Origin of the sequence: Pseudoclavibacter sp. 13-3 (genome assembly GCF_021168475.1) — a bacterium.
Taxonomy (GTDB): Bacteria; Actinomycetota; Actinomycetes; order Actinomycetales; family Microbacteriaceae; genus Pseudoclavibacter_A.
This window is the reverse complement of the sequence record NZ_JAJOZT010000001.1, coordinates 56707-74502: the sequence shown is the minus strand read 5'-3', so window position 1 is coordinate 74502 and position 17796 is coordinate 56707. Positions and strand designations below refer to the sequence as shown.

The following is a 17796-nucleotide window of genomic DNA, read 5'->3' as shown; positions in this document are numbered from 1 at the left end:
CGCAGAAATCACGGAGGAACCCATGAGCGAGCAGAAGAACTTCTGGTACAGCACACGCACTGGCGAGGTCGAAGAAGGCCCGCAGTCGCTGGGCACAGACCGCATCGGACCGTTCGCCACGCGAGACGAAGCCGCCCGCGCACTCGAGATCGTCGCGGCTCGTGCCAAGCAGTGGAACGACGAAGACGAGGCCGACGACCAGAACTGACGCGGCATCCGACGGCGGATGCCGCGGTCCGGTTGGCGTGTCGCGTGGCGGCCGATCTCGTCGGGCTCGATGGCCTAGAGTTATCGTGTCACTGTTGCCGCTGCGCGCACCCGGTGTCGTCGTGTGAAAGGGACCCCATGAACAAGCAGATCGACTTCGTGCTCCGCACCATCGAAGATCGCGGAGTGCGTTTCGTCCGGCTCTGGTTCACCGACGTCGTGGGCTCGCTCAAATCGGTCGCGGTCTCGCCGGCCGAGATCGAGGGTGCGTTCGAAGAGGGCATCGGCTTCGACGGGTCGGCCATTCAGGGGTTCTCGCGTGTCTCTGAGTCAGACATGCTGGCGTTCCCCGATCCGACCACGTTCCAGCTGCTGCCGTGGCGCGGTCAGATCGATCCGACTGCGCGCATGTTCTGCGACATCACGACGCCAGACGGGCAGCCCGCCGCATCAGACTCGCGCAATGTGCTGCGCCGCACTCTGGCGCACGCCGCCGAGAAGGGGTTCTCGTTCTACGTGCACCCCGAGATCGAGTTCTACCTGCTCGAGCGCGACTCGGTCGACAGCTGGCCGCTGCGCCCCGCCGATCATGCCGGCTACTTCGACAACGAACCCGGAGGCACCGCGAACGACTTCCGCCGTCAGGCGGTGAGCGTGCTCGAAGAACTCGGCATCTCGGTCGAGTACTCGCACCATGAGGTCGGCCCGGGCCAGAACGAGATCGACCTGCGCTACGCCGACGCGCTCACGATGGCCGACAACATCCAGACCTTCCGCACCGTCGTCAAAGAGGTCGGCATCGAGCAGGGGGTGCACGCCACCTTCATGCCGAAGCCGTTCCCAGATCAGCCCGGTTCAGGCATGCACACGCACTTCTCGCTCTTCGAGGGCGACAACAACGCCTTCTACGATCCGAGCGGGCAGTACGAGCTCTCGCACACCGCCCGCCAGTTCATGGCCGGTATTCTGCGACACGCAGCCGAGATCACCGCGGTGACGAACCAGTTCGTGAACTCCTACAAGCGACTCTGGGGTGAGGACGAAGCGCCGAGCTCCATCGCCTGGGGCCACAACAACCGCTCGGCACTGCTGCGCGTGCCGCTCTACAAGCCCGGCAAGGGGCAGAGCACGCGCATCGAGTATCGTGCCATCGACTCTGCGGCAAACCCGTACCTGGCATACTCGCTGCTGCTGGCCGCAGGTCTCAAAGGCATCGAAGAAGACTACGAGCTGCCCGCCGAGGCAGAAGACAACGTGTGGGAGCTCACCCGCACCGAACGTCGGGCACTGGGCATCAAAGATCTGCCCGGCAGCCTGGAGCAGGCGCTTTCCCTCATGGAAGACAGCGAGCTCGTCGCCGAGACACTGGGCGAACAGGTGTTCAACTACGTACTGCTCAACAAGCGTCAGGAGTGGCGCGACTATCGGGCGCAGGTCACCGACTACGAGCTGGCGCACAACCTGAACCGGCTCTGATCGCAGGCGATCGCCGATGACTCACGCCCGAACGCTGACCCGCCTCGAGCTCGCCCGCGTCGGCTTCGCCGAGCCGAGCACGGCGTTCGACCTGCTGCACAGCCAGGACACGGCCCTGACCGACCTCGTGCGCCGGCGTCTGACGGTGTTCTCAGTGGCGGCCGATCCAGATGCGGCCCTCTCCGAGTTCGTCGACATCGCTGAGAGGCACCCCGCCGTGCTCGAGGTCGACGAAGCCGCCTTCACCCGTCTGCTGCGCCTGATCGGCGGATCGCTCGGGCTCAGCGCGTTCCTGCTGCGCGACCCCGCCGAGCTGCGCTGGTTCCTCACCCACGACGAGACTCCGCTGACCCGTGACCAGTACCGCACGAGTCTCATCGAGGCCGTCGACGCCGCCCGGCGCGGGGCAGCGACCGATGCCGTCGACGCGCCCCGGGCATCCGCCGCACACGGCGTCTCGGCCGCGGCGCTCGCCCTGCGCACCCGGTACCGGCGCCACCTCGGACAGCTGGCGCATTGGGACTTCGCGACTCCCGATCCACGAGACGTCGTCGAACGGGTGAGCGCGGCGTTGGCCGATCTCGCCGACGCCGCGATGGACGCGGCCCTGCAGCTGGCCCGTGCCGAGTGCCGCTCGCAACAGGGCGACCGCGTCGACCAGGTGCGCATCGCGGTGATCGCGATGGGCAAGACCGGCGCACGCGAACTCAACTATCTCAGCGACGTCGACGTCATCTACGTCGCCGAGCCCGTGGGCGACGCCGACCCGACAATGGCCATGGTGACCGCTACGCGCATCGTGCAGTCGATGACCCGCATCATCTCGTCCGGCGGTATCGAGCCCGGCCTGTGGGAGGTCGACGCGAACCTGCGACCCGAAGGCAGAGACGGCGCGCTCGTGCGCACGGTCGCCTCCCATCGCGCCTACTATGAACGCTGGGCCAAGGGCTGGGAGTTCCAGGCGCTGCTCAAGGCCCGGGCCATGGCAGGTGACGTCGAGCTCGGCCGCGAGTACATCGACGCGATGCGGCCCATGGTCTGGCGCTCGGCGCAGCAGGAGAACTTCGTCGAGTCTGTGCAGGCGATGCGTGAACGGGTGAGCGACAACATCCCGTCTGAGCAGGTGGCCCAACAGATCAAGCTCGGCCCCGGAGGGCTGCGCGACGTCGAGTTCACCGTGCAGCTGCTGCAGCTCGTGCACGGGCAGTACGATGAGCGCGTGCGTGCGCGCGGCACGCTGCAGGCGCTGCGTCAGCTCGCAGACAACGGATACATCGGTCGACGTGAGGCAGACGACTTCGCTCAGGACTACCGCACTCTGCGGGTGCTCGAGCACCGGCTGCAGGTGCGGCGCATGCGGCGCACCCATCTGATGCCGACCGATGCCGACGAGCTGCGGGTGCTTGCCCGCGCCAGCGGGCTCGCCGCCGACGCCGACGCGCTGCTGACCGTCTGGAGTGAAGTCAAGCGCTCCGTGCGCGACCTGCACACCCGCATCTTCTACAGCCCGCTGCTCGCGGCGGTCGCCCGCATACCGGGTGCCGACTTCCAGCTGACCGAGCAGCACGCCCGCGAACGGCTCGGTGCGATCGGCTATCGCGATCCCGGCGGCGCGCTCGATCGCATCACGGCGCTGACGACGGGGGTCAGCCGGCGTGCCGAGATCCAGCGGCATCTGCTGCCACTGATGCTCGAGCTGTTCGCCGAGGGCACCGATCCAGACTTCGGCCTGTTGGCCTTTGCCCGCGTCAGCGAGTCGATCGGCGAGGCCTATTGGTATCTGCGGATGCTGCGCGACTCACCGGTCGCCGCCCGCCGACTCGCCGTGGCGCTGTCGCGTTCGCGCTTCATCGGCGACGCGCTGGCAAGTCAGCCCGAGGCCGCCAAATGGTTCGACGACGACGACGGCGTGCAGCCGCGCACCTTCGCGGTGCTGCGACACGAGATGCTCGCGATCGTCGCTCGACATCCGAAGGCCGACGCCAGAGTGGTCGCACTGCTGCAGCAGGTGCGACGCCGCGAGGTTCTGCGACTGGCCATCTGGAGCGTCGTGCACGAAGTCCCGGCCGAGACCGTCTCACCGGCGCTCTCCGACATCTACCGTGCACTGCTCACCGCACTGCTGCAGTGGCTCGACGCCGAAGAGCGATTCGGCGTGCGCTTGGCGATCATCGGTCTCGGGCGTTTCGGCGGGGCCGAGATCGGGTTCTCCTCCGATCTCGACGTCATGTACGTGTATGAGCCCGTCGCCGAGCCCGCCAACATCCGTGCTGCAGTGCAGGCCCTCGGCAGGGCCGTGCAGGATTTTCGCATGCCGGTCGACCTCGATCTCGATCTGCGGCCAGAAGGGCGCAAGGGCGCAATCGCCCGCACGCCTGAAGGGCTGGGTGCCTACTACGAGCGCTGGGCCGAACCCTGGGAACGGCACGCGCTGCTGCGGGCGGCGCCCGTCGCCGGCGACCCGGAGCTGCTCGACAAGAGCTTCGCTCTCATCGACGCCGTGCGCTGGGAGCGGCCGCTCACACTCGAGGACGAACGCCAGATCAAACGGATCAAAGCGCGCATGGAATCCGAGCGACTGCCCCGAGGCGTCGACTCGTCACGCCATGTGAAGCTCGGCCGAGGATCGCTCACCGACGTCGAATGGATCGTGCAGCTGGACCAGCTTCGCCGCGCCGAGCACGATGTGACCGTGCGCACGCCGCAGACACTCGCCGCGCTCTCGGCCCTCGAGACGGCCGAGGTCATCTCGCCGAGCGACGCCGAGACCCTGCGCCACGCGTGGCTGCTCGCCTCCCGAGTACGCGACGCCAACATCCTCGCAACAGGAACGGCCAGCGACGTGCTCGCCGAACCGGGCAACGCTCTGGAGCCCACAGCACGAGTGCTCGGCTATCCGAGCGGGCAGAGCGCACGCCTCGACAACGACTATCTGCGCGCCACCCGTCGGTCTCGGCGCGTCTTCGAGCGGCTGTTCTACGGCGAGTGACGCACGAGGCGTCGCTCGGTGCTGAGCGGTCTCTGTTCAGCGGTCTCTGCAGACGCAGAACGCCGCCGCTGACCCGTGAGAAAGGTCAACGGCGGCGTCCGTGACTCCGCTGTGCGAGGAACCCGTTCAGCGGTTCGTCTCAGGCCGCGAGGTCAGCAGCCGTAGTAGAGCTGGAACTCGAAGGGATGCGGACGCTGGGCGAGCGGCTTGAGCTCGCCCTCGCGCTTCATCTCGATCCACGAGCTCAGCACGTCGTCGGTGAACACGTCACCGGCACGCAGGAACTCGTTGTCGGCCTCGAGCGCCTCGAGCACGCGGTCAAGCGAACCGGGAACCTGAGGAATGTTCTTCGCCTCCTCGGGCGGCAGCTCATACAGATCTTTGTCGACCGGCTCGTGCGGCTCGATCTTGTTCTTGATGCCGTCGAGACCGGCCATCAGCTGCGCTGCGAACGCGAAGTACGGGTTGCCCGAGGCGTCAGGAGCGCGGAACTCGAGGCGCTTGGCCTTCGGATTCGTGCCGGTGATCGGAATGCGAATGGCAGCGGAGCGGTTTCCAGCCGAGTAGACCAGGTTCACGGGAGCCTCGAACCCGGGCACCAGACGGTGGTACGAGTTGACCGTCGGGTTGGTGAACGCGAGCAGCGCCGGAGCATGCTTCAGAATGCCGCCGATGTACCAGCGAGCGACGTCTGACAGACCTGCGTAGCCGGCCTCATCGTAGAAGAGCGGCTTGCCGGCATTCCAGAGTGACTGATGGGTGTGCATGCCCGACCCGTTGTCGTTGAACAGCGGCTTCGGCATGAACGTCGCCGTCTTGCCATTGCGGTGGGCCACGTTCTTGACGATGTACTTGAACTTCAGCAGGTCGTCTGCGGCGTTGGTGAGCGTGCTGAACTTGTAGTTGATCTCGCACTGGCCGGCCGTGCCGACCTCGTGATGGCTGCGCTCGACTTCGAGACCGGCAGCGATCAGCTCGGTGACGATCTCGTCACGAATGTCGACCAGCTGGTCGACGGGGGTGACGGGGAAGTATCCGCCCTTGTACGGAGTCTTGTTGCCGAGGTTGCCGCCTTCTTCTTCGCGACCGCTGTTCCATGCGGCCTCGTTCGAGTCGACTTCATAGAAGCTGCGCCCTGACGAGACTTCGTAGCGCACCGAGTCGAAGATGAAGAACTCGGCCTCTGAAGCGAAGAACGCCGTGTCTGCGAGCCCGGTCGAGGCGAGGTACTCCTCGGCCTTCTTCGCGGTCTGGCGCGGATCCTTCGCGTAGATCTCGCCATTGCGCGGGTTGAAGATGTCGTGATTGAAGATCAGCGTCTTCTCTTTGCGGAAGGGATCGAGGTATGCCGTCGTGACATCCGGGATCAGCTGCATGTCAGACTCGTCGATGCTCGCGAAGCCACGAATCGAGCTGCCGTCGAAGAGCTGACCGTCGACGAAGTAGTCCTCGTCGACGAACTCGGCAGGCAGGTTGAAATGCTGCTGCACTCCGGGCAGATCAGTGAACCGGACGTCGATGAACTTCACGTCTTCGTCTCTGATGTATTTGAGAGCTTCTGAAGAATCTTTGAACATACCTGCGACTCCATGTGCTTTAAGGAAACCCCGGGTGTTCTCCGGAGCAGTGAGCTTCAGCGTACGAAACACTCATTACTCAACGGTATCCCGAATATTTCACGCATGTTACGAGGCGCGCGTGGGCGGTTAGAATCAGGGGATGCAGAAATACGCCCCGAACCCGACACCTGAACCGGTCGATCCCTCGTCTGCGGTGCCCGGCGACGCATTGGCCGGCCTGCCTCGGCGGCTGCTCGGGCTGGTGCTCGACTGGGGGATCGCCACCCTCATCTCTTGGGCGTTCGCCCATGGCAGCGGAATGGTCACAATGGGCATCTGGATCGTGATGCAGCTGACTCTCGTGTCGACGCTGGGTATGGGCTTCGGCCACCTCGTCTTCGGCATGCGCGTCGTGAACGTCGCGAATGCCGGCCGCCCCGGCATCGTTCAGGTGATCATTCGCACCGTTCTGCTCGCGCTGTTCGTACCTGGACTCGTCTGGGGCAAAGACGGCCGCCCGGCGCACGATCGTGCAGCCGGAACGGCCGTCGTCTTAGCTGGAAGATCGGCTCAGCGCTGACCTTTGTGGCTGGGACGCACCTTGTTGGGATCCATGCCCTTCGGCACCCCGTAGCCGTGCTCGAGCGAAGCGAGTCGATTGGCCACCGCAGCGACCTCGGCACGGGTCAGCTTCGGCTTGAACTTGGCGAGGCGACGGTTGATCTGACGCAGGCGGACGGTGCCCTCTGAGCCGTCTCCGACGACGATGCGGTTCACCTCGATGTTCGGGACGACTCGACGGATCTTGACCTGCTCGTCGTTCAGCAGACGCTGCACACGCGTGGCGTCTCCTTCGCCGATGAGCACGACGCCCGGGCGGCCGATCGCACGATAGACCGCGTCCTGCGTGCGCGGGTTGACAGCCACGGGCAGCTCGGAACCCTGCCAGGAGCGCTTCAGCGTCGAGCGCAGCACAGCGCCGACAGCACCGGGCTTGCCCTCGATCTGGTTGTAGGCGACGGCTTCGGCCCGACGCCCGAGCACGATGAGTGCGACGAGGATGCCGGTGAGTAGCCCCAGCAGCATCCAGGCGATCAGTCCGAAGATGTTGTCCCGGCTGATCAGCAGGGCGACGACGATGCCCACGGCGAGCGGGCCGAGGAACGCCAGCAGCAGCCAGCCGATCGTGCTTTTATCGGCTTTCACCGTCATGGTGAGCACCTGCCAGAGCTGTTTCAGGCGCCCTGGAGATTTCGTGGAGGACTTGGTCTTGGACATGCTTTCTAGGATACCGAGAATCGGGGGATGCCGTGGGCACCGAGCGGGCGGGCCGTCTCGGAAGACGTCGATTGCGTTCTCTGCACAGCCGGAAGACCTCCCCGTTCGCGTTCACATGACTCCACAGCAGGTGGTCTCGACACCGCTTTCGAGATGAAGTGGAGGCATGCGATTGGCCACCGTGCGTGCAATCTGGGCATGCTCTGCCACAAGACTCTCTGCGCCGGAGAGATGGGAGGAACGATGATCGTGGTGACCGAGCGGGTGATCGCCGTCGTGCCCGGGTCAGCGCAGCACCAGGTGTATGCGTTTCTGCGTCACCCGCACCTGCGCAGCGCCGAGGCCCTGAACTTCGATGGCGCACCGGTGCCGCAGAACGAGCACGTCGAGATGCAGCCCGATCGCACCGGCAGGGTTCGACTGCTGCTCTCGACAGGCAGGCAGACGTTGAGAGAGACCCTGGAGCAGCGACCGCTGCGGTCGGCACAGCTCTTCCACGTCGCTCTCGCGGTGCTCAGCGCGCTGCACTATCTGGCTCAGAACGGCTGGAGGTGCACCGCTCTCGATGCCGATCGCCTGGTGATCGACGCAGCCGGACGCATCCAGCTCGACGCCCGAGAGGCGCTCAGGCCGGCGGGCTTCCGACAGTTCGATGAGTCCGACCTCGCGCTGGTGCGAGGGTTGCTCGCAACTCTCGCCGCAGACTGTGACGAGCGAGCAGATGCGCCAGAGGCCGATGCTGAGCTTCAGGCGCTGTTCGACACGGTCGAACGCGGAGTCCCGCTTCGCGAGGCGTTTCTGCGCAGCCGCTGCCTGCCGCAGGCTCGTGTGCTGCCGATCGGTGACCACCGCAGCACGCAGGCCGGCCGAACGACGACTCTGTCGGCTCGCAGTCAGTCACATTCTCTCAAACCCGGGCGAAGTCGCCGATCCCGTCGTCGCCAAAGAGAAGCGGGCCAGATCGCCGAGCTGTCGGGCGAATCGACGTCGAAAGCGAGGAGGCAGATCCAGACCGACCGTGCACGCCGCCGTGGGGCGGCTGCCCGTCTGGTCGGCCTGGCCACGCTGCTGGGCAGGTTGCAGACGATGCTCGGCCATTGTGACGAGCAGCTGCAGCGTGGCGTCGACTGGTGCGAACGACGCGCTCGTGCGGTCAGCGAAGACCTCGCCGACCAGCCGCTCCTGCTACGACTCGTGACGCCGAAAGCAATGGCCACGGCTGTGGTAGCCGTGGCCATGCTTTTCGCTCTCTTCGCACCCTGAATGCTCAGGGCGCCTCAACCGGCGACCGGTTCTGAATCAGGGTCAGATGCCGAGCGCCGACGAGAAGTCGGCCTGCTCGACGATGGCCTTGACCTCGCCCAAGAACCGAGCCGCGTCTGCTCCGTCGATGATGCGGTGATCGTATGAGAGGCTCAGGTACGCCACCGATCGAATGGCGATGACGTCCTGACCGTCGACGGTCAGCACGCGCGGCTGCTTGGTGACGGCGCCGGTTCCGAGAATCGCCGACTGCGGCAGCGAGAAGATCGGGGTGTCGAGCAGCGAACCGCGAGACCCGGTGTTCGTGATGGTGAACGTGCCGCCGCTGACGTCATCAGGCTTCAGCGAGCCGACGCGCGAGCGCTCGGCCACCTCGGCAATGCTCTTCGCCAAGTCGGCGAGGCTCTGCGTGCCGGCATCGTGCACGACCGGCGCGTAGAGACCCTTGTCGGTGTCGACGGCGAAGGCGATGTTCTCACGATCGTGATACACGACCTCGTCACCGTCGATCGACGCGTTCACCGCAGGATGCGCCGGCAGCGCCTGTGCGACGGCGTAGGCGAAGAACGGCAGGTACGACAGCTTCTGCCCGGTTTTCTGCTGGAACTCGGCCTTGTGCTGCTGCCGGAATGCGGCGACAGCGGTCAGGTCGACCTCGACCACCGAGGTGAGCTGTGCTGCGGTCTGCATCGAATGCACCAGGTTGCGCGCGAGCACCTGACGCAGACGCGACAGCGGAACGCGCTGCCCACGGAGCTCTGAGGGCTTTGGAAGCTCATAGCCGCTCCGGTTCTGCGGCGTGGACGACGCGCCATCGGCCGCAACGGGTGCGGGCCTGGTGGCCTGTGCCTCCTGTGCGTTGAGCACGTCTTCTTTGCGGATGCGACCGCCGACACCGGTTCCGGTGACCTGGTCGAGGTCGATGCCCAGGCGTGAAGCGAGCTTGCGCACGATCGGCGTGACGTAGGCGTGACCGCTGAGTGCGGCGACCTGTCCGCTGCGACGCTCGGCCGAACTCGGCTCTTCGAACGGAGTCGATGGCTCGGTCGCTGCCGCAGGCGCCGGGGCCGGCTGCGCAGCGGCGGTCTGCGGGGTGGGTGCTGCAGGCCGGGGAGCAGCAGCAGCAGCCGGCTCTGGCTGCGCGGCCGGTGCTGCAGCGGCCGGTGCGGCAGTGGCAGGAGCTGCAGGGGCGGCAGCCGGGGCTGATCCGTCGCCGACGACCGCGAGCACGGCGCCGACATCGACGGTCTCGTCTTCTTGAACCAGGATCTGCTGGAGCGTGCCTGAGATGGGGGAGGGAACCTCGGTGTCGACCTTGTCAGTCGACACCTCCAGCAGCGGCTCGTCCACCTCGACGTGATCGCCGACCTGCTTCAGCCAGCGGGTGACGGTGCCCTCGGTGACCGACTCGCCCAGAGCCGGAAGCACGATCTGCTCACCGGCGGCGGGCGCTGCAGCGGCTGGCTGAGGCTGTGCGGCTGCGGCGGCAGGAGCCGGCGCGGCCTGCGCAGCAGGTGCGGCTTCGGCCTGCGCAGGTGCAGCTGCGGCTGCAGGCTGCGCTGGAGCCTCTGCCGCGGCAGGGCCGTCGCCGACGACCGCGAGCACGGCGCCGACATCGACGGTCTCGTCTTCTTGAACCAGGATCTGCTGGAGCGTGCCTGAGATGGGGGAGGGAACCTCGGTGTCGACCTTGTCAGTCGACACCTCCAGCAGCGGCTCGTCCACCTCGACGTGATCGCCGACCTGCTTCAGCCAGCGGGTGACGGTGCCCTCGGTGACCGACTCGCCCAGAGCCGGAAGTACGATCTGCTCACTCATATGTGGTGTCTCCTTGTTGGTTCTGGTCGATCAGTCTAGATGGCGTGCAGTGGTTTGCCGGCCAGGTACAGGGCCGCCTCACCGATGGTCTCGGTCTGCGTGGGGTGCGCGTGGATGAGTTGCGCGACGTCTTCAGGGTAGGCCTCCCAGTTTACGATCAGCTGCGCCTCGCCGACCAGCTCGCCGAGGCGCCCGCCGATGCCGTGCACACCCACGATCGGGCCGTCGACACGACGAACGAGCTTGACGAAGCCGCCGGTTCCGAGGATCGAGCTCTTGGCGTTGCCCGCGAGGTTGTACTCATAGGCGCTGACCTGGTCTTCGCCGAACTCGGCCTTGGCCTTCGCCTCGGTCAGTCCGACCGAGAAGACCTGAGGCTCGCAGTAGGTGACCTTGGGCACATTGACATCGGCGATCGGAATCGGGTTGAGACCCGCGATCTGCTCGGCGACGAAGATGCCCTGCTGATAGGCGCGATGTGCGAGTTGGAGTCCGGGGACGATGTCGCCGACGGCATAGACCCCCGCGACGCTGGTCTGCAGCGTCGCGTCGACTGGGACGAATCCGCGATCGAGGGTGACCCCGACCTCTTCGAAGCCCATGCCCTGGGTGACCGGACCGCGGCCGACCGCCACGAGCAGGTAGTCAGCGTCGAGCGAGGTGCCGTCTTCGAGCGCCACGGTGACTCCGGTGGCGGTCTGCGTGGCCTGCTTGAAGCGCACGCCGAGGTGCTGCTTGATGCCGCGCTGCTTGTAGATGCGCTCGAGGTACTTGCTGATCGAGAGCTCTTCGTTGGGCACTAAGTGGTCGAACCCCTCGACGATCGTGACGTCGGCACCCCAGGAGTTCCACACGCTCGCGAACTCGACCCCGATCACGCCACCGCCGAGCACGATCACGCGCTTGGGAATCTCGGTGAGCGCCAGGGCCTGCTCCGAGGTGATGATGCGTCCGCCGATCTCGAGACCGGGAAGCGACTTCGAGTACGAGCCGGTGGCGAGAACGACGTTCTTGCCCCGATAGGTCTCAGAGCCGACCGCGACTGTGTTCTCGCTGGTCAGACGACCCTCACCGGCGACGACTTCGACGCCTCGAGCCCGGACCAGCCCCTGCAGCCCCTTGAACTTGGAAGAGATGATGCCCTCGCGGAATGAGTTGACACCCTGGATGTCGACACCCTGCAGTGCGGCCTCGATGCCGTACTTGCCCGCGGTGCGCACCTCGTCGGCGATCTCAGCGGTGTGCAGCAGCGCCTTCGTCGGCACACAGCCGCGATGCAGACAGGTTCCGCCGAGCTTGTCCTTCTCGATGAGGGCAACTGTGCTGCCCAGTTCACGTGCCCGCAGGGCTGCGGCGTAACCGCCACTGCCACCGCCGAGAACCACGAGGTCAAATTCATGCTCAGACAAGTTTCGCTCCTTGCGTTCCACCGTGTTGAAGGGGGAGGCGCTGTACGCATCCTGGATCGAGCCTACTACGAGCGTTGCGCCTCGCAGAACACGACGCAGCCCGGCGACCAGTCGTATTCGATGCCGAGTCGAACCGAGACTGATGCGACCTCGCATCATCGGGTGTCGTGCGCTGCTGGCGAACATCTGAGCGGCCGTTCGGAGCCCGTCAGCCGGTAGAATCGCCACATGCCTTTCCGCCACCCTCTCTATACGCTGCGCGCCCAGTTGCAGGATCTGCCCCGTGGCATCCCGCTCGTCGCAGCACTCAAGGGGTATGCCGACGCGGGCTCAGTCGTCGAGGTGTTCGCCGAGAACCTGATGTCGCGACTGCACCCAGAGACGGTCGTCGAGTTCGATCCCGACGATCTGCTCGACTACCGGTCACGACGCCCCGTCGCCCAGCTGGTGGTCGACCACATCACCGAGATCACGGTGCCGTCGCTCACCCTGGAGCTTATGCACGACCAGACGGGCGCTCCGTTCTATCTGCTGCGCGGCTTCGAGCCCGACTTCCGCTGGCTGGCGTTCCTCGACGACTTGGTGGCGCTGCTCGACGACCTCGAGGTCTCAGAGGTCACTTGGGTGCACTCGATTCCCATGCCTGTACCGCACACACGACCGATCGGCACCGCCGTGTCTGGCACCCGACGCGACATGATCGATCAGTTCGGCGTCTGGCAGCCCACCACGACGATGCCCGCGAGCGCGCTGCACATGCTTGAGCATCGCCTCAGCGAAGCAGGCTACGACGTGACCGGCTTCGTCATGCTTACGCCGCACTACCTGGCCGAGACCGAATGCCCGCCGGCCGCCGTTGCCGCGACCGAGCGCGTCGCCGTGGCCACAGGTCTCGCATTGCCGACCGACGAGCTGCGCGACCACTCCAAAGAGTTCCTCACAAAGCTCGACGAGCAGGTGAGCGAAAGCGACGAGCTGCAGACCATGGTGCAGAACCTCGAAGAACGGCACGACGAGTATCTCGCCTCGCGCGCGCCGACGCTCGATCAGACCGACGTGCCCAGCGCAGACGAGATCGGCGCCGAGTTCGAGAGCTTCCTCGCGAGACACCAGGACGGCGGCAAGCGCCCGAACGACGGCGACGGCTCTGACAACGGCTTGCCGCCGATGGTCTGATCGCCGATCGCCGAGTCATCGCGCGCTCAGCCGGCAGTGGCTGCGCCTTGCGCGATCACCAGGTCACGCGGGTCAGCTGATCAGAGATGCGCCAGAGGCGTTTGGCCTCGGTCTGCTCTTCGGGCAGCTGCAGACCGGTCACCCGCACCGGGTAGCCGGAGTGATCGGCTGCGACTGCCGGAGCGAACAGCTCGCCGCCGGCTCCGTGATCGTCGACGATCAGCTGCGCGGCGGCTTGGCCCGCGATCGCGTCGAGCGAAGGGCCGAAACGGCGCAGCGGATGCGTCAGCCGATTCACGAGCAGCGGCTCACGCTGCAGAGCGACCGAGCGCACGCCATGCGGATACTGTCGTGCGCGGGTGCTGCGACAGCGCCGATCGAGCTCGCGGGCGAAGAGCAGGTGGGCGCGCTTGCTCTGAGCGAAGGCTCGCACGCCGGTATAGCCGTGGTCGAATCGCAGGTCGTGAAAGCGGATGCTCGACGAGCGATAGTGCGCAGACGTCAGCGAGACGACCTTGGCTTGCTTGGCGGCTCCGGGTAGGAGCAGTCCGGTCAGCGCGAAGTGGCCCAGGTAGTTCACGCCGAAGTTCCATTCGAAGCCGTCTTCGGTGAGCACACGCCTGCTGATGCCAGAGACCTCGGCCAGGTTCAGCAGGGCGCTCCACGGATCGTGTCTGACCAAGTACTCGGCTGCGGCCTCTTTGATCTCGCTGATCGAGGCCAGATCGAACTCGAGCACATCGATCTCAGCATTCGGCGTCTGCTCGCGAATCTCGTCTGCGGCACGGTCGAGTCGAGTCTTGGACCGGCCCGCGAGCGTCACGGAGAATCCGGCCCCGACGAGCGCTGCAGCCGCGCTGCGCCCCACCCCGGCGTCGGCGCCGGTGATGAGTGCTGTGGCAGGCTGAGTGGTCTTCGAGGTCACGACGTCGATTGTACCCAAGACCCGTGACGCGACGCCGTGCGCAGGCCCCGGTGTCGAGTCACGAAAGCATCACGATTCTCGCTTTCCGCCTGGGGCCAGCGCCGGGGAATACCGGTGGTCGGCATGATGTTGTACACAATCGGCGGGGATACATGCCTGCTGACGAACCCGTGCGATAATGGGTTGTTCGATTGCGCGTTGATCAGGAAGGTTCGAAGCCAGTGGCTGAGAAGAAGAGTGCGTCCACGGCCCCAGCGGCCGACGAGAAACAGACGACGGGCAAGAAAGCCGCTGCCAGAAAGACGAGCACTGCTTCAGCGTCGGCCGCCACCGGTGCGAAACGTTCCACGGCGAAGAAGACGACGAGCGCCAAGGCGTCGTCCACGAAGTCTGCGACGGCGAAGAAGGCCACGACGAAGAAGGCCGCGCACAAGACGGCGACCAAGAAGAAGGCCTCGACGCGAGCCAAGGCCGATACGGCCAAGACGACCACGGCCTCCGCCGATGCCGCGACGACGACCGCGCAGCCGAGCGCTGGCACGAAGCCGGCCGTCGGGCACGAGCCTGATGCCGCGAAGACGAAGTCCGCAGGCCTGCCGAGCGGTGGCTACGTGCTCTCGATGAAAGAAGAAGAAGAGGTTCCGTCGATCTCGACGGCGATCACCGGCGCGACCGTCGACCCGGTGAAGGACTACCTCAAGCAGATCGGCAAGGTCGCGCTGCTCAACGCAGTGCAGGAGGTACAGCTGGCGAAGCGCATCGAGGCCGGCCTCTTCGCTCAGGAACTGCTGCGTCGAGACGAGGCGGGCGAGCTCAAGAAGCACTACAGCCCGGCCGAGCGCCGCGAGTTGAAGTGGGTTTCACGCGACGGCACCAAGGCGAAGAATCACCTGTTGGGCGCGAACCTGCGTCTGGTCGTCAGCCTGGCCAAGCGCTACACCGGTCGCGGCATGCAGTTCCTCGATCTCATCCAAGAGGGCAACCTGGGCCTGATCCGTGCCGTCGAGAAGTTCGACTTCACCAAGGGCTTCAAGTTCTCGACCTACGCCACGTGGTGGATTCGCCAGGCGATCACCCGCGCCATGGCCGATCAGGCGCGCACCATCCGCATTCCGGTGCACATGGTCGAGGTCATCAACAAGCTGGCCCGGGTGCAGCGCCAGATGCTGCAGGATCTCGGCCGGGAGCCCACGCCGGAGGAGCTCGCCGAAGAGCTCGACATGACGCCCGAGAAGGTGGTCGAGGTGCAGAAGTACGGCCGTGAGCCCATCTCGCTGCACACCCCGCTGGGCGAAGACGGCGACTCCGAGTTCGGCGACCTGATCGAAGACACCGACGCGGTCGTGCCGGCCGACGCAGTGGGCTTCACGATGCTGCAGCAGCAGCTCGAGAGTCTGCTCGACTCGCTGAGCGAGCGCGAGGCGGGCGTCATCCGCATGCGCTTCGGTCTGGGCGACGGCATGCCGAAGACTCTCGACCAGATCGGCGACACCTTCGGCGTGACGCGCGAGCGCATCCGCCAGATCGAGTCGAAGACCATGGCCAAGCTGCGCCATCCGTCGCGTTCGCAGGCCCTGCGCGACTACCTGGAGTAGATCGGTGGCGACGGCAGCCTACTCGGCCAGTCAGCTCTCAGTTCTCGAAGGTCTCGAGGCCGTTCGCAAGCGGCCCGGCATGTACATCGGCTCGACCGACTCACGCGGTCTCATGCACTGCCTCTGGGAGATCATCGACAACTCGGTCGACGAGGCGCTCGGCGGGTTCGGCGAATCGATCGAGATCGTCGTGCACGACGACGAGAGCATCGAGGTGCGCGACCACGGCCGCGGCATCCCGGTCGACATCGAGCCCAAGACCGGCCTGAGCGGCGTCGAGGTCGTGCTCACCAAGCTGCATGCCGGCGGCAAGTTCGGCGGCGGATCGTACGCCAGCTCTGGAGGCCTGCACGGCGTGGGCGCCTCAGTGGTCAACGCGCTGAGCGAACGCCTCGACGTCCAGGTCGACCGAGACGGCAAGACTTGGCAGCTCTCGTTTCATCGGGGTGCTCCCGGCTTCTTCGACGACGCTCGGGGCGTCGGCCCGAAGTCGCCGTTCACCCCGTTGGCGGATGCTGCCTCGGCAGACCGCCTGCGTGTCGTCGGCAAGGTGCGCAAGGGAGTCACCGGCACGCGCATTCGGTATTGGGCGGATCCGCAGATCTTCACCAGAGGATCGCGATTCAGTCTCGCCGACCTCGAGGCACGCGCGCGGCAGACCGCGTTCCTGGTGCCCGGACTCGAACTCGCGCTGAACGACGAGCGCAGCGAGGAGGTGGCCGAGGAGCGCTTCCGCTTCGACGGCGGCATCAGCGAGTTCGTCGAGTACCTCGGTGCTGACACCGCGGTGACCGACACCTGGCGCATCGAGGGCGACGGCGACTTCACCGAGACTGTTCCTGTGCTCGGCGACGGCGGCGAGATGGTCGACACTGAGGTCGAGCGCACCTGCCACGTCGACGTGGCACTGCGGTGGGGCACCGGCTACGACACCACGGTCAAGTCGTTCGTGAACATCATCGCGACGCCCAAGGGCGGCACCCATCAGACCGGCTTCGAGCAGGCGCTGCTGAAGACGCTGCGCGCACAGGTCACCACGAACTCTCGCCGCCTCAAAGCAGGCTCAGACAAGGTCGAGAAAGACGACGTGCTCGCCGGGCTCACCGCTGTGGTGACGGTGCGCGTGCCCGAGCCGCAGTTCGAGGGTCAGACCAAAGAGGTGCTCGGCACACCGGCCGTGCGCCAGATCGTCAGCCGCATCGTCTCGAAGGGGCTGACCGAGCGTTTCACGTCGAAGAAGCGCGACGACAAGGCGCAGTCGTACCTGCTGCTCGAGAAGGTCGTCGCCGAGATGAAGTCGCGCATCTCGGCACGCACCCACAAAGAGACGCTGCGCCGCAAGAACGCACTGGAGTCGTCGAGCCTGCCGGCCAAGCTGGTCGACTGCCGGTCGAACGAGTCCGATCAGACCGAGCTCTTCATCGTCGAGGGCGACTCGGCGCTGGGCACCGCGAAGATGGCGCGCAACAGCGAGTTCCAGGCGCTGCTGCCGATCAGAGGTAAGATCCTCAACGTGCAGAAGGCCAGCGTCGCCGAGATGCTGAACAATGCCGAGTGCGCCAACATCATCCAGGTGGTCGGCGCCGGCTCTGGGCGCACCTTCGACCCCGATCAGGCACGCTACGAACGCATCATCATGATGAGCGACGCCGACGTCGACGGCGCGCACATCCGCACTCTGCTCCTCACGCTCTTCTTTCGCTATATGCGTCCGATGGTCGAGGCGGGACGCGTCTTCGCCGCGGTGCCGCCGCTGCACCGCCTCGTCGTGCCGCGCAAGGGCAAGCGCCCCGGCGAGACGATCTACACGTACTCTGAAGACGAGCTGCACGAGAAGATCGCGATGCTGCGCAAGCAGGGCCGCACCTACAAAGAGCCCATCCAGCGGTACAAGGGCCTGGGCGAGATGGACTCCGACCAGCTCGCCGAGACGACGATGGATCCTCAGCACCGCCTGCTGCGCCGAGTCAACCTGAGCGACCTGCACGCCGCCGAAGGCGTCTTCAACGTGCTGATGGGCTCAGAGGTGACCCCTCGTCGCGAGTTCATCATGGAGGCCAGCGGCGAGATCGACCGCGACCGCATCGATGCCTGAGCCTGC

General features: G+C 65.9%; 13 protein-coding genes. 8 read left to right on the top strand and 5 right to left on the bottom strand.

Annotated features, from left to right (window positions below; genetic code table 11):
• The first annotated feature begins 22 nt into the window (after window positions 1–22).
• The 3 genes from LRX77_RS00385 to LRX77_RS00375 all read left to right on the top strand — a co-directional run bounded on the left by LRX77_RS00385 (window position 23) and on the right by LRX77_RS00375 (window position 4672).
• Window positions 23–208 (top strand): SPOR domain-containing protein, encoded by a 186-nt coding sequence (locus tag LRX77_RS00385; RefSeq protein WP_231830869.1) that lies wholly within the window; start codon window positions 23–25, stop codon window positions 206–208.
• A gap of 137 nt (window positions 209–345) precedes the next feature.
• Window positions 346–1683 carry a type I glutamate--ammonia ligase gene (gene glnA, locus LRX77_RS00380; protein WP_231830868.1) on the top strand — a complete coding sequence of 446 codons (1338 nt, stop codon included), beginning with the start codon at window positions 346–348 and terminating at the stop codon, window positions 1681–1683.
• Window positions 1684–1699: 16 nt separating this feature from the next.
• Complete coding sequence (locus tag LRX77_RS00375) at window positions 1700–4672, top strand: bifunctional [glutamine synthetase] adenylyltransferase/[glutamine synthetase]-adenylyl-L-tyrosine phosphorylase (RefSeq protein ID WP_231830867.1); 2973 nt, start codon at window positions 1700–1702, stop codon at window positions 4670–4672.
• A 152-nt stretch (window positions 4673–4824) separates the two neighbouring features.
• Here LRX77_RS00375 and glnA (LRX77_RS00370) read toward each other — a convergent pair whose 3' ends face one another.
• Window positions 4825–6249, bottom strand: coding sequence for a type I glutamate--ammonia ligase (glnA, locus tag LRX77_RS00370; protein ID WP_231830866.1), 1425 nt, complete (start codon window positions 6247–6249; stop codon window positions 4825–4827).
• Window positions 6250–6391: 142 nt separating this feature from the next.
• Between glnA (LRX77_RS00370) and LRX77_RS00365 the strand changes: the two genes are divergently transcribed.
• Window positions 6392–6811 carry an RDD family protein gene (locus tag LRX77_RS00365; RefSeq protein ID WP_231830865.1) on the top strand — a complete coding sequence of 140 codons (420 nt, stop codon included), beginning with the start codon at window positions 6392–6394 and terminating at the stop codon, window positions 6809–6811.
• On the opposite strand, the gene LRX77_RS00360 is transcribed toward LRX77_RS00365, so the two are convergent.
• Complete coding sequence (locus LRX77_RS00360; RefSeq protein ID WP_231830864.1) at window positions 6802–7509, bottom strand: DUF4191 domain-containing protein; 708 nt, start codon at window positions 7507–7509, stop codon at window positions 6802–6804. The genes LRX77_RS00365 and LRX77_RS00360 overlap by 10 nt on opposite strands.
• 243 nt (window positions 7510–7752) lie before the next feature.
• Between LRX77_RS00360 and LRX77_RS00355 the strand changes: the two genes are divergently transcribed.
• Complete coding sequence (locus LRX77_RS00355; protein ID WP_231830863.1) at window positions 7753–8772, top strand: hypothetical protein; 1020 nt, start codon at window positions 7753–7755, stop codon at window positions 8770–8772.
• Window positions 8773–8814: 42 nt separating this feature from the next.
• Here LRX77_RS00355 and sucB read toward each other — a convergent pair whose 3' ends face one another.
• On the bottom strand, window positions 8815–10590 hold the full coding sequence (gene sucB, locus LRX77_RS00350; protein WP_231830862.1) for a 2-oxoglutarate dehydrogenase, E2 component, dihydrolipoamide succinyltransferase: 1776 nt from the start codon (window positions 10588–10590) through the stop codon (window positions 8815–8817).
• A gap of 35 nt (window positions 10591–10625) precedes the next feature.
• A complete protein-coding gene (lpdA, locus tag LRX77_RS00345; protein WP_231830861.1) occupies window positions 10626–11999 on the bottom strand; it encodes a dihydrolipoyl dehydrogenase in 1374 nt (457 codons plus the stop codon).
• 228 nt (window positions 12000–12227) lie between these two features.
• Here lpdA and LRX77_RS00340 point away from each other — a divergent pair, with 228 nt between their 5' ends.
• Window positions 12228–13175 (top strand): proteasome assembly chaperone family protein, encoded by a 948-nt coding sequence (locus LRX77_RS00340; protein WP_231830860.1) that lies wholly within the window; start codon window positions 12228–12230, stop codon window positions 13173–13175.
• Between the two features lie 55 nt (window positions 13176–13230).
• Here the strand turns inward: LRX77_RS00340 and LRX77_RS00335 are convergent, their stop codons facing one another.
• Entirely contained in the window at window positions 13231–14100 is an 870-nt protein-coding gene (locus LRX77_RS00335; RefSeq protein ID WP_231830859.1) for an SDR family NAD(P)-dependent oxidoreductase, read from the bottom strand.
• Window positions 14101–14321: 221 nt separating this feature from the next.
• On the opposite strand from LRX77_RS00335, the gene LRX77_RS00330 reads away from it, so the two are divergent.
• Together LRX77_RS00330 and LRX77_RS00325 are read left to right on the top strand one after the other, a co-directional pair.
• The gene (locus LRX77_RS00330) at window positions 14322–15695 is read left to right on the top strand and encodes an RNA polymerase sigma factor (protein ID WP_231830858.1); all 1374 of its coding nucleotides are present in this window, start codon (window positions 14322–14324) and stop codon (window positions 15693–15695) included.
• A 4-nt stretch (window positions 15696–15699) separates the two neighbouring features.
• The gene (locus LRX77_RS00325) at window positions 15700–17790 is read left to right on the top strand and encodes a DNA gyrase/topoisomerase IV subunit B (protein WP_231830857.1); all 2091 of its coding nucleotides are present in this window, start codon (window positions 15700–15702) and stop codon (window positions 17788–17790) included.
• Window positions 17791–17796 lie beyond the last annotated feature (6 nt).

Coding starts and splice junctions, on each gene's coding strand:
- LRX77_RS00365 (WP_231830865.1), top strand. CDS start 6,392: ATGCAGAAATACGCCCCGAACCCGACACCTGAACCGGTCGATCCCTCG.
- sucB (WP_231830862.1), bottom strand. CDS start 10,590: ATGAGTGAGCAGATCGTACTTCCGGCTCTGGGCGAGTCGGTCACCGAG.
- glnA (WP_231830866.1), bottom strand. CDS start 6,249: ATGTTCAAAGATTCTTCAGAAGCTCTCAAATACATCAGAGACGAAGAC.
- LRX77_RS00375 (WP_231830867.1), top strand. CDS start 1,700: ATGACTCACGCCCGAACGCTGACCCGCCTCGAGCTCGCCCGCGTCGGC.
- LRX77_RS00340 (WP_231830860.1), top strand. CDS start 12,228: ATGCCTTTCCGCCACCCTCTCTATACGCTGCGCGCCCAGTTGCAGGAT.
- glnA (WP_231830868.1), top strand. CDS start 346: ATGAACAAGCAGATCGACTTCGTGCTCCGCACCATCGAAGATCGCGGA.
- LRX77_RS00360 (WP_231830864.1), bottom strand. CDS start 7,509: ATGTCCAAGACCAAGTCCTCCACGAAATCTCCAGGGCGCCTGAAACAG.
- LRX77_RS00355 (WP_231830863.1), top strand. CDS start 7,753: ATGATCGTGGTGACCGAGCGGGTGATCGCCGTCGTGCCCGGGTCAGCG.
- LRX77_RS00385 (WP_231830869.1), top strand. CDS start 23: ATGAGCGAGCAGAAGAACTTCTGGTACAGCACACGCACTGGCGAGGTC.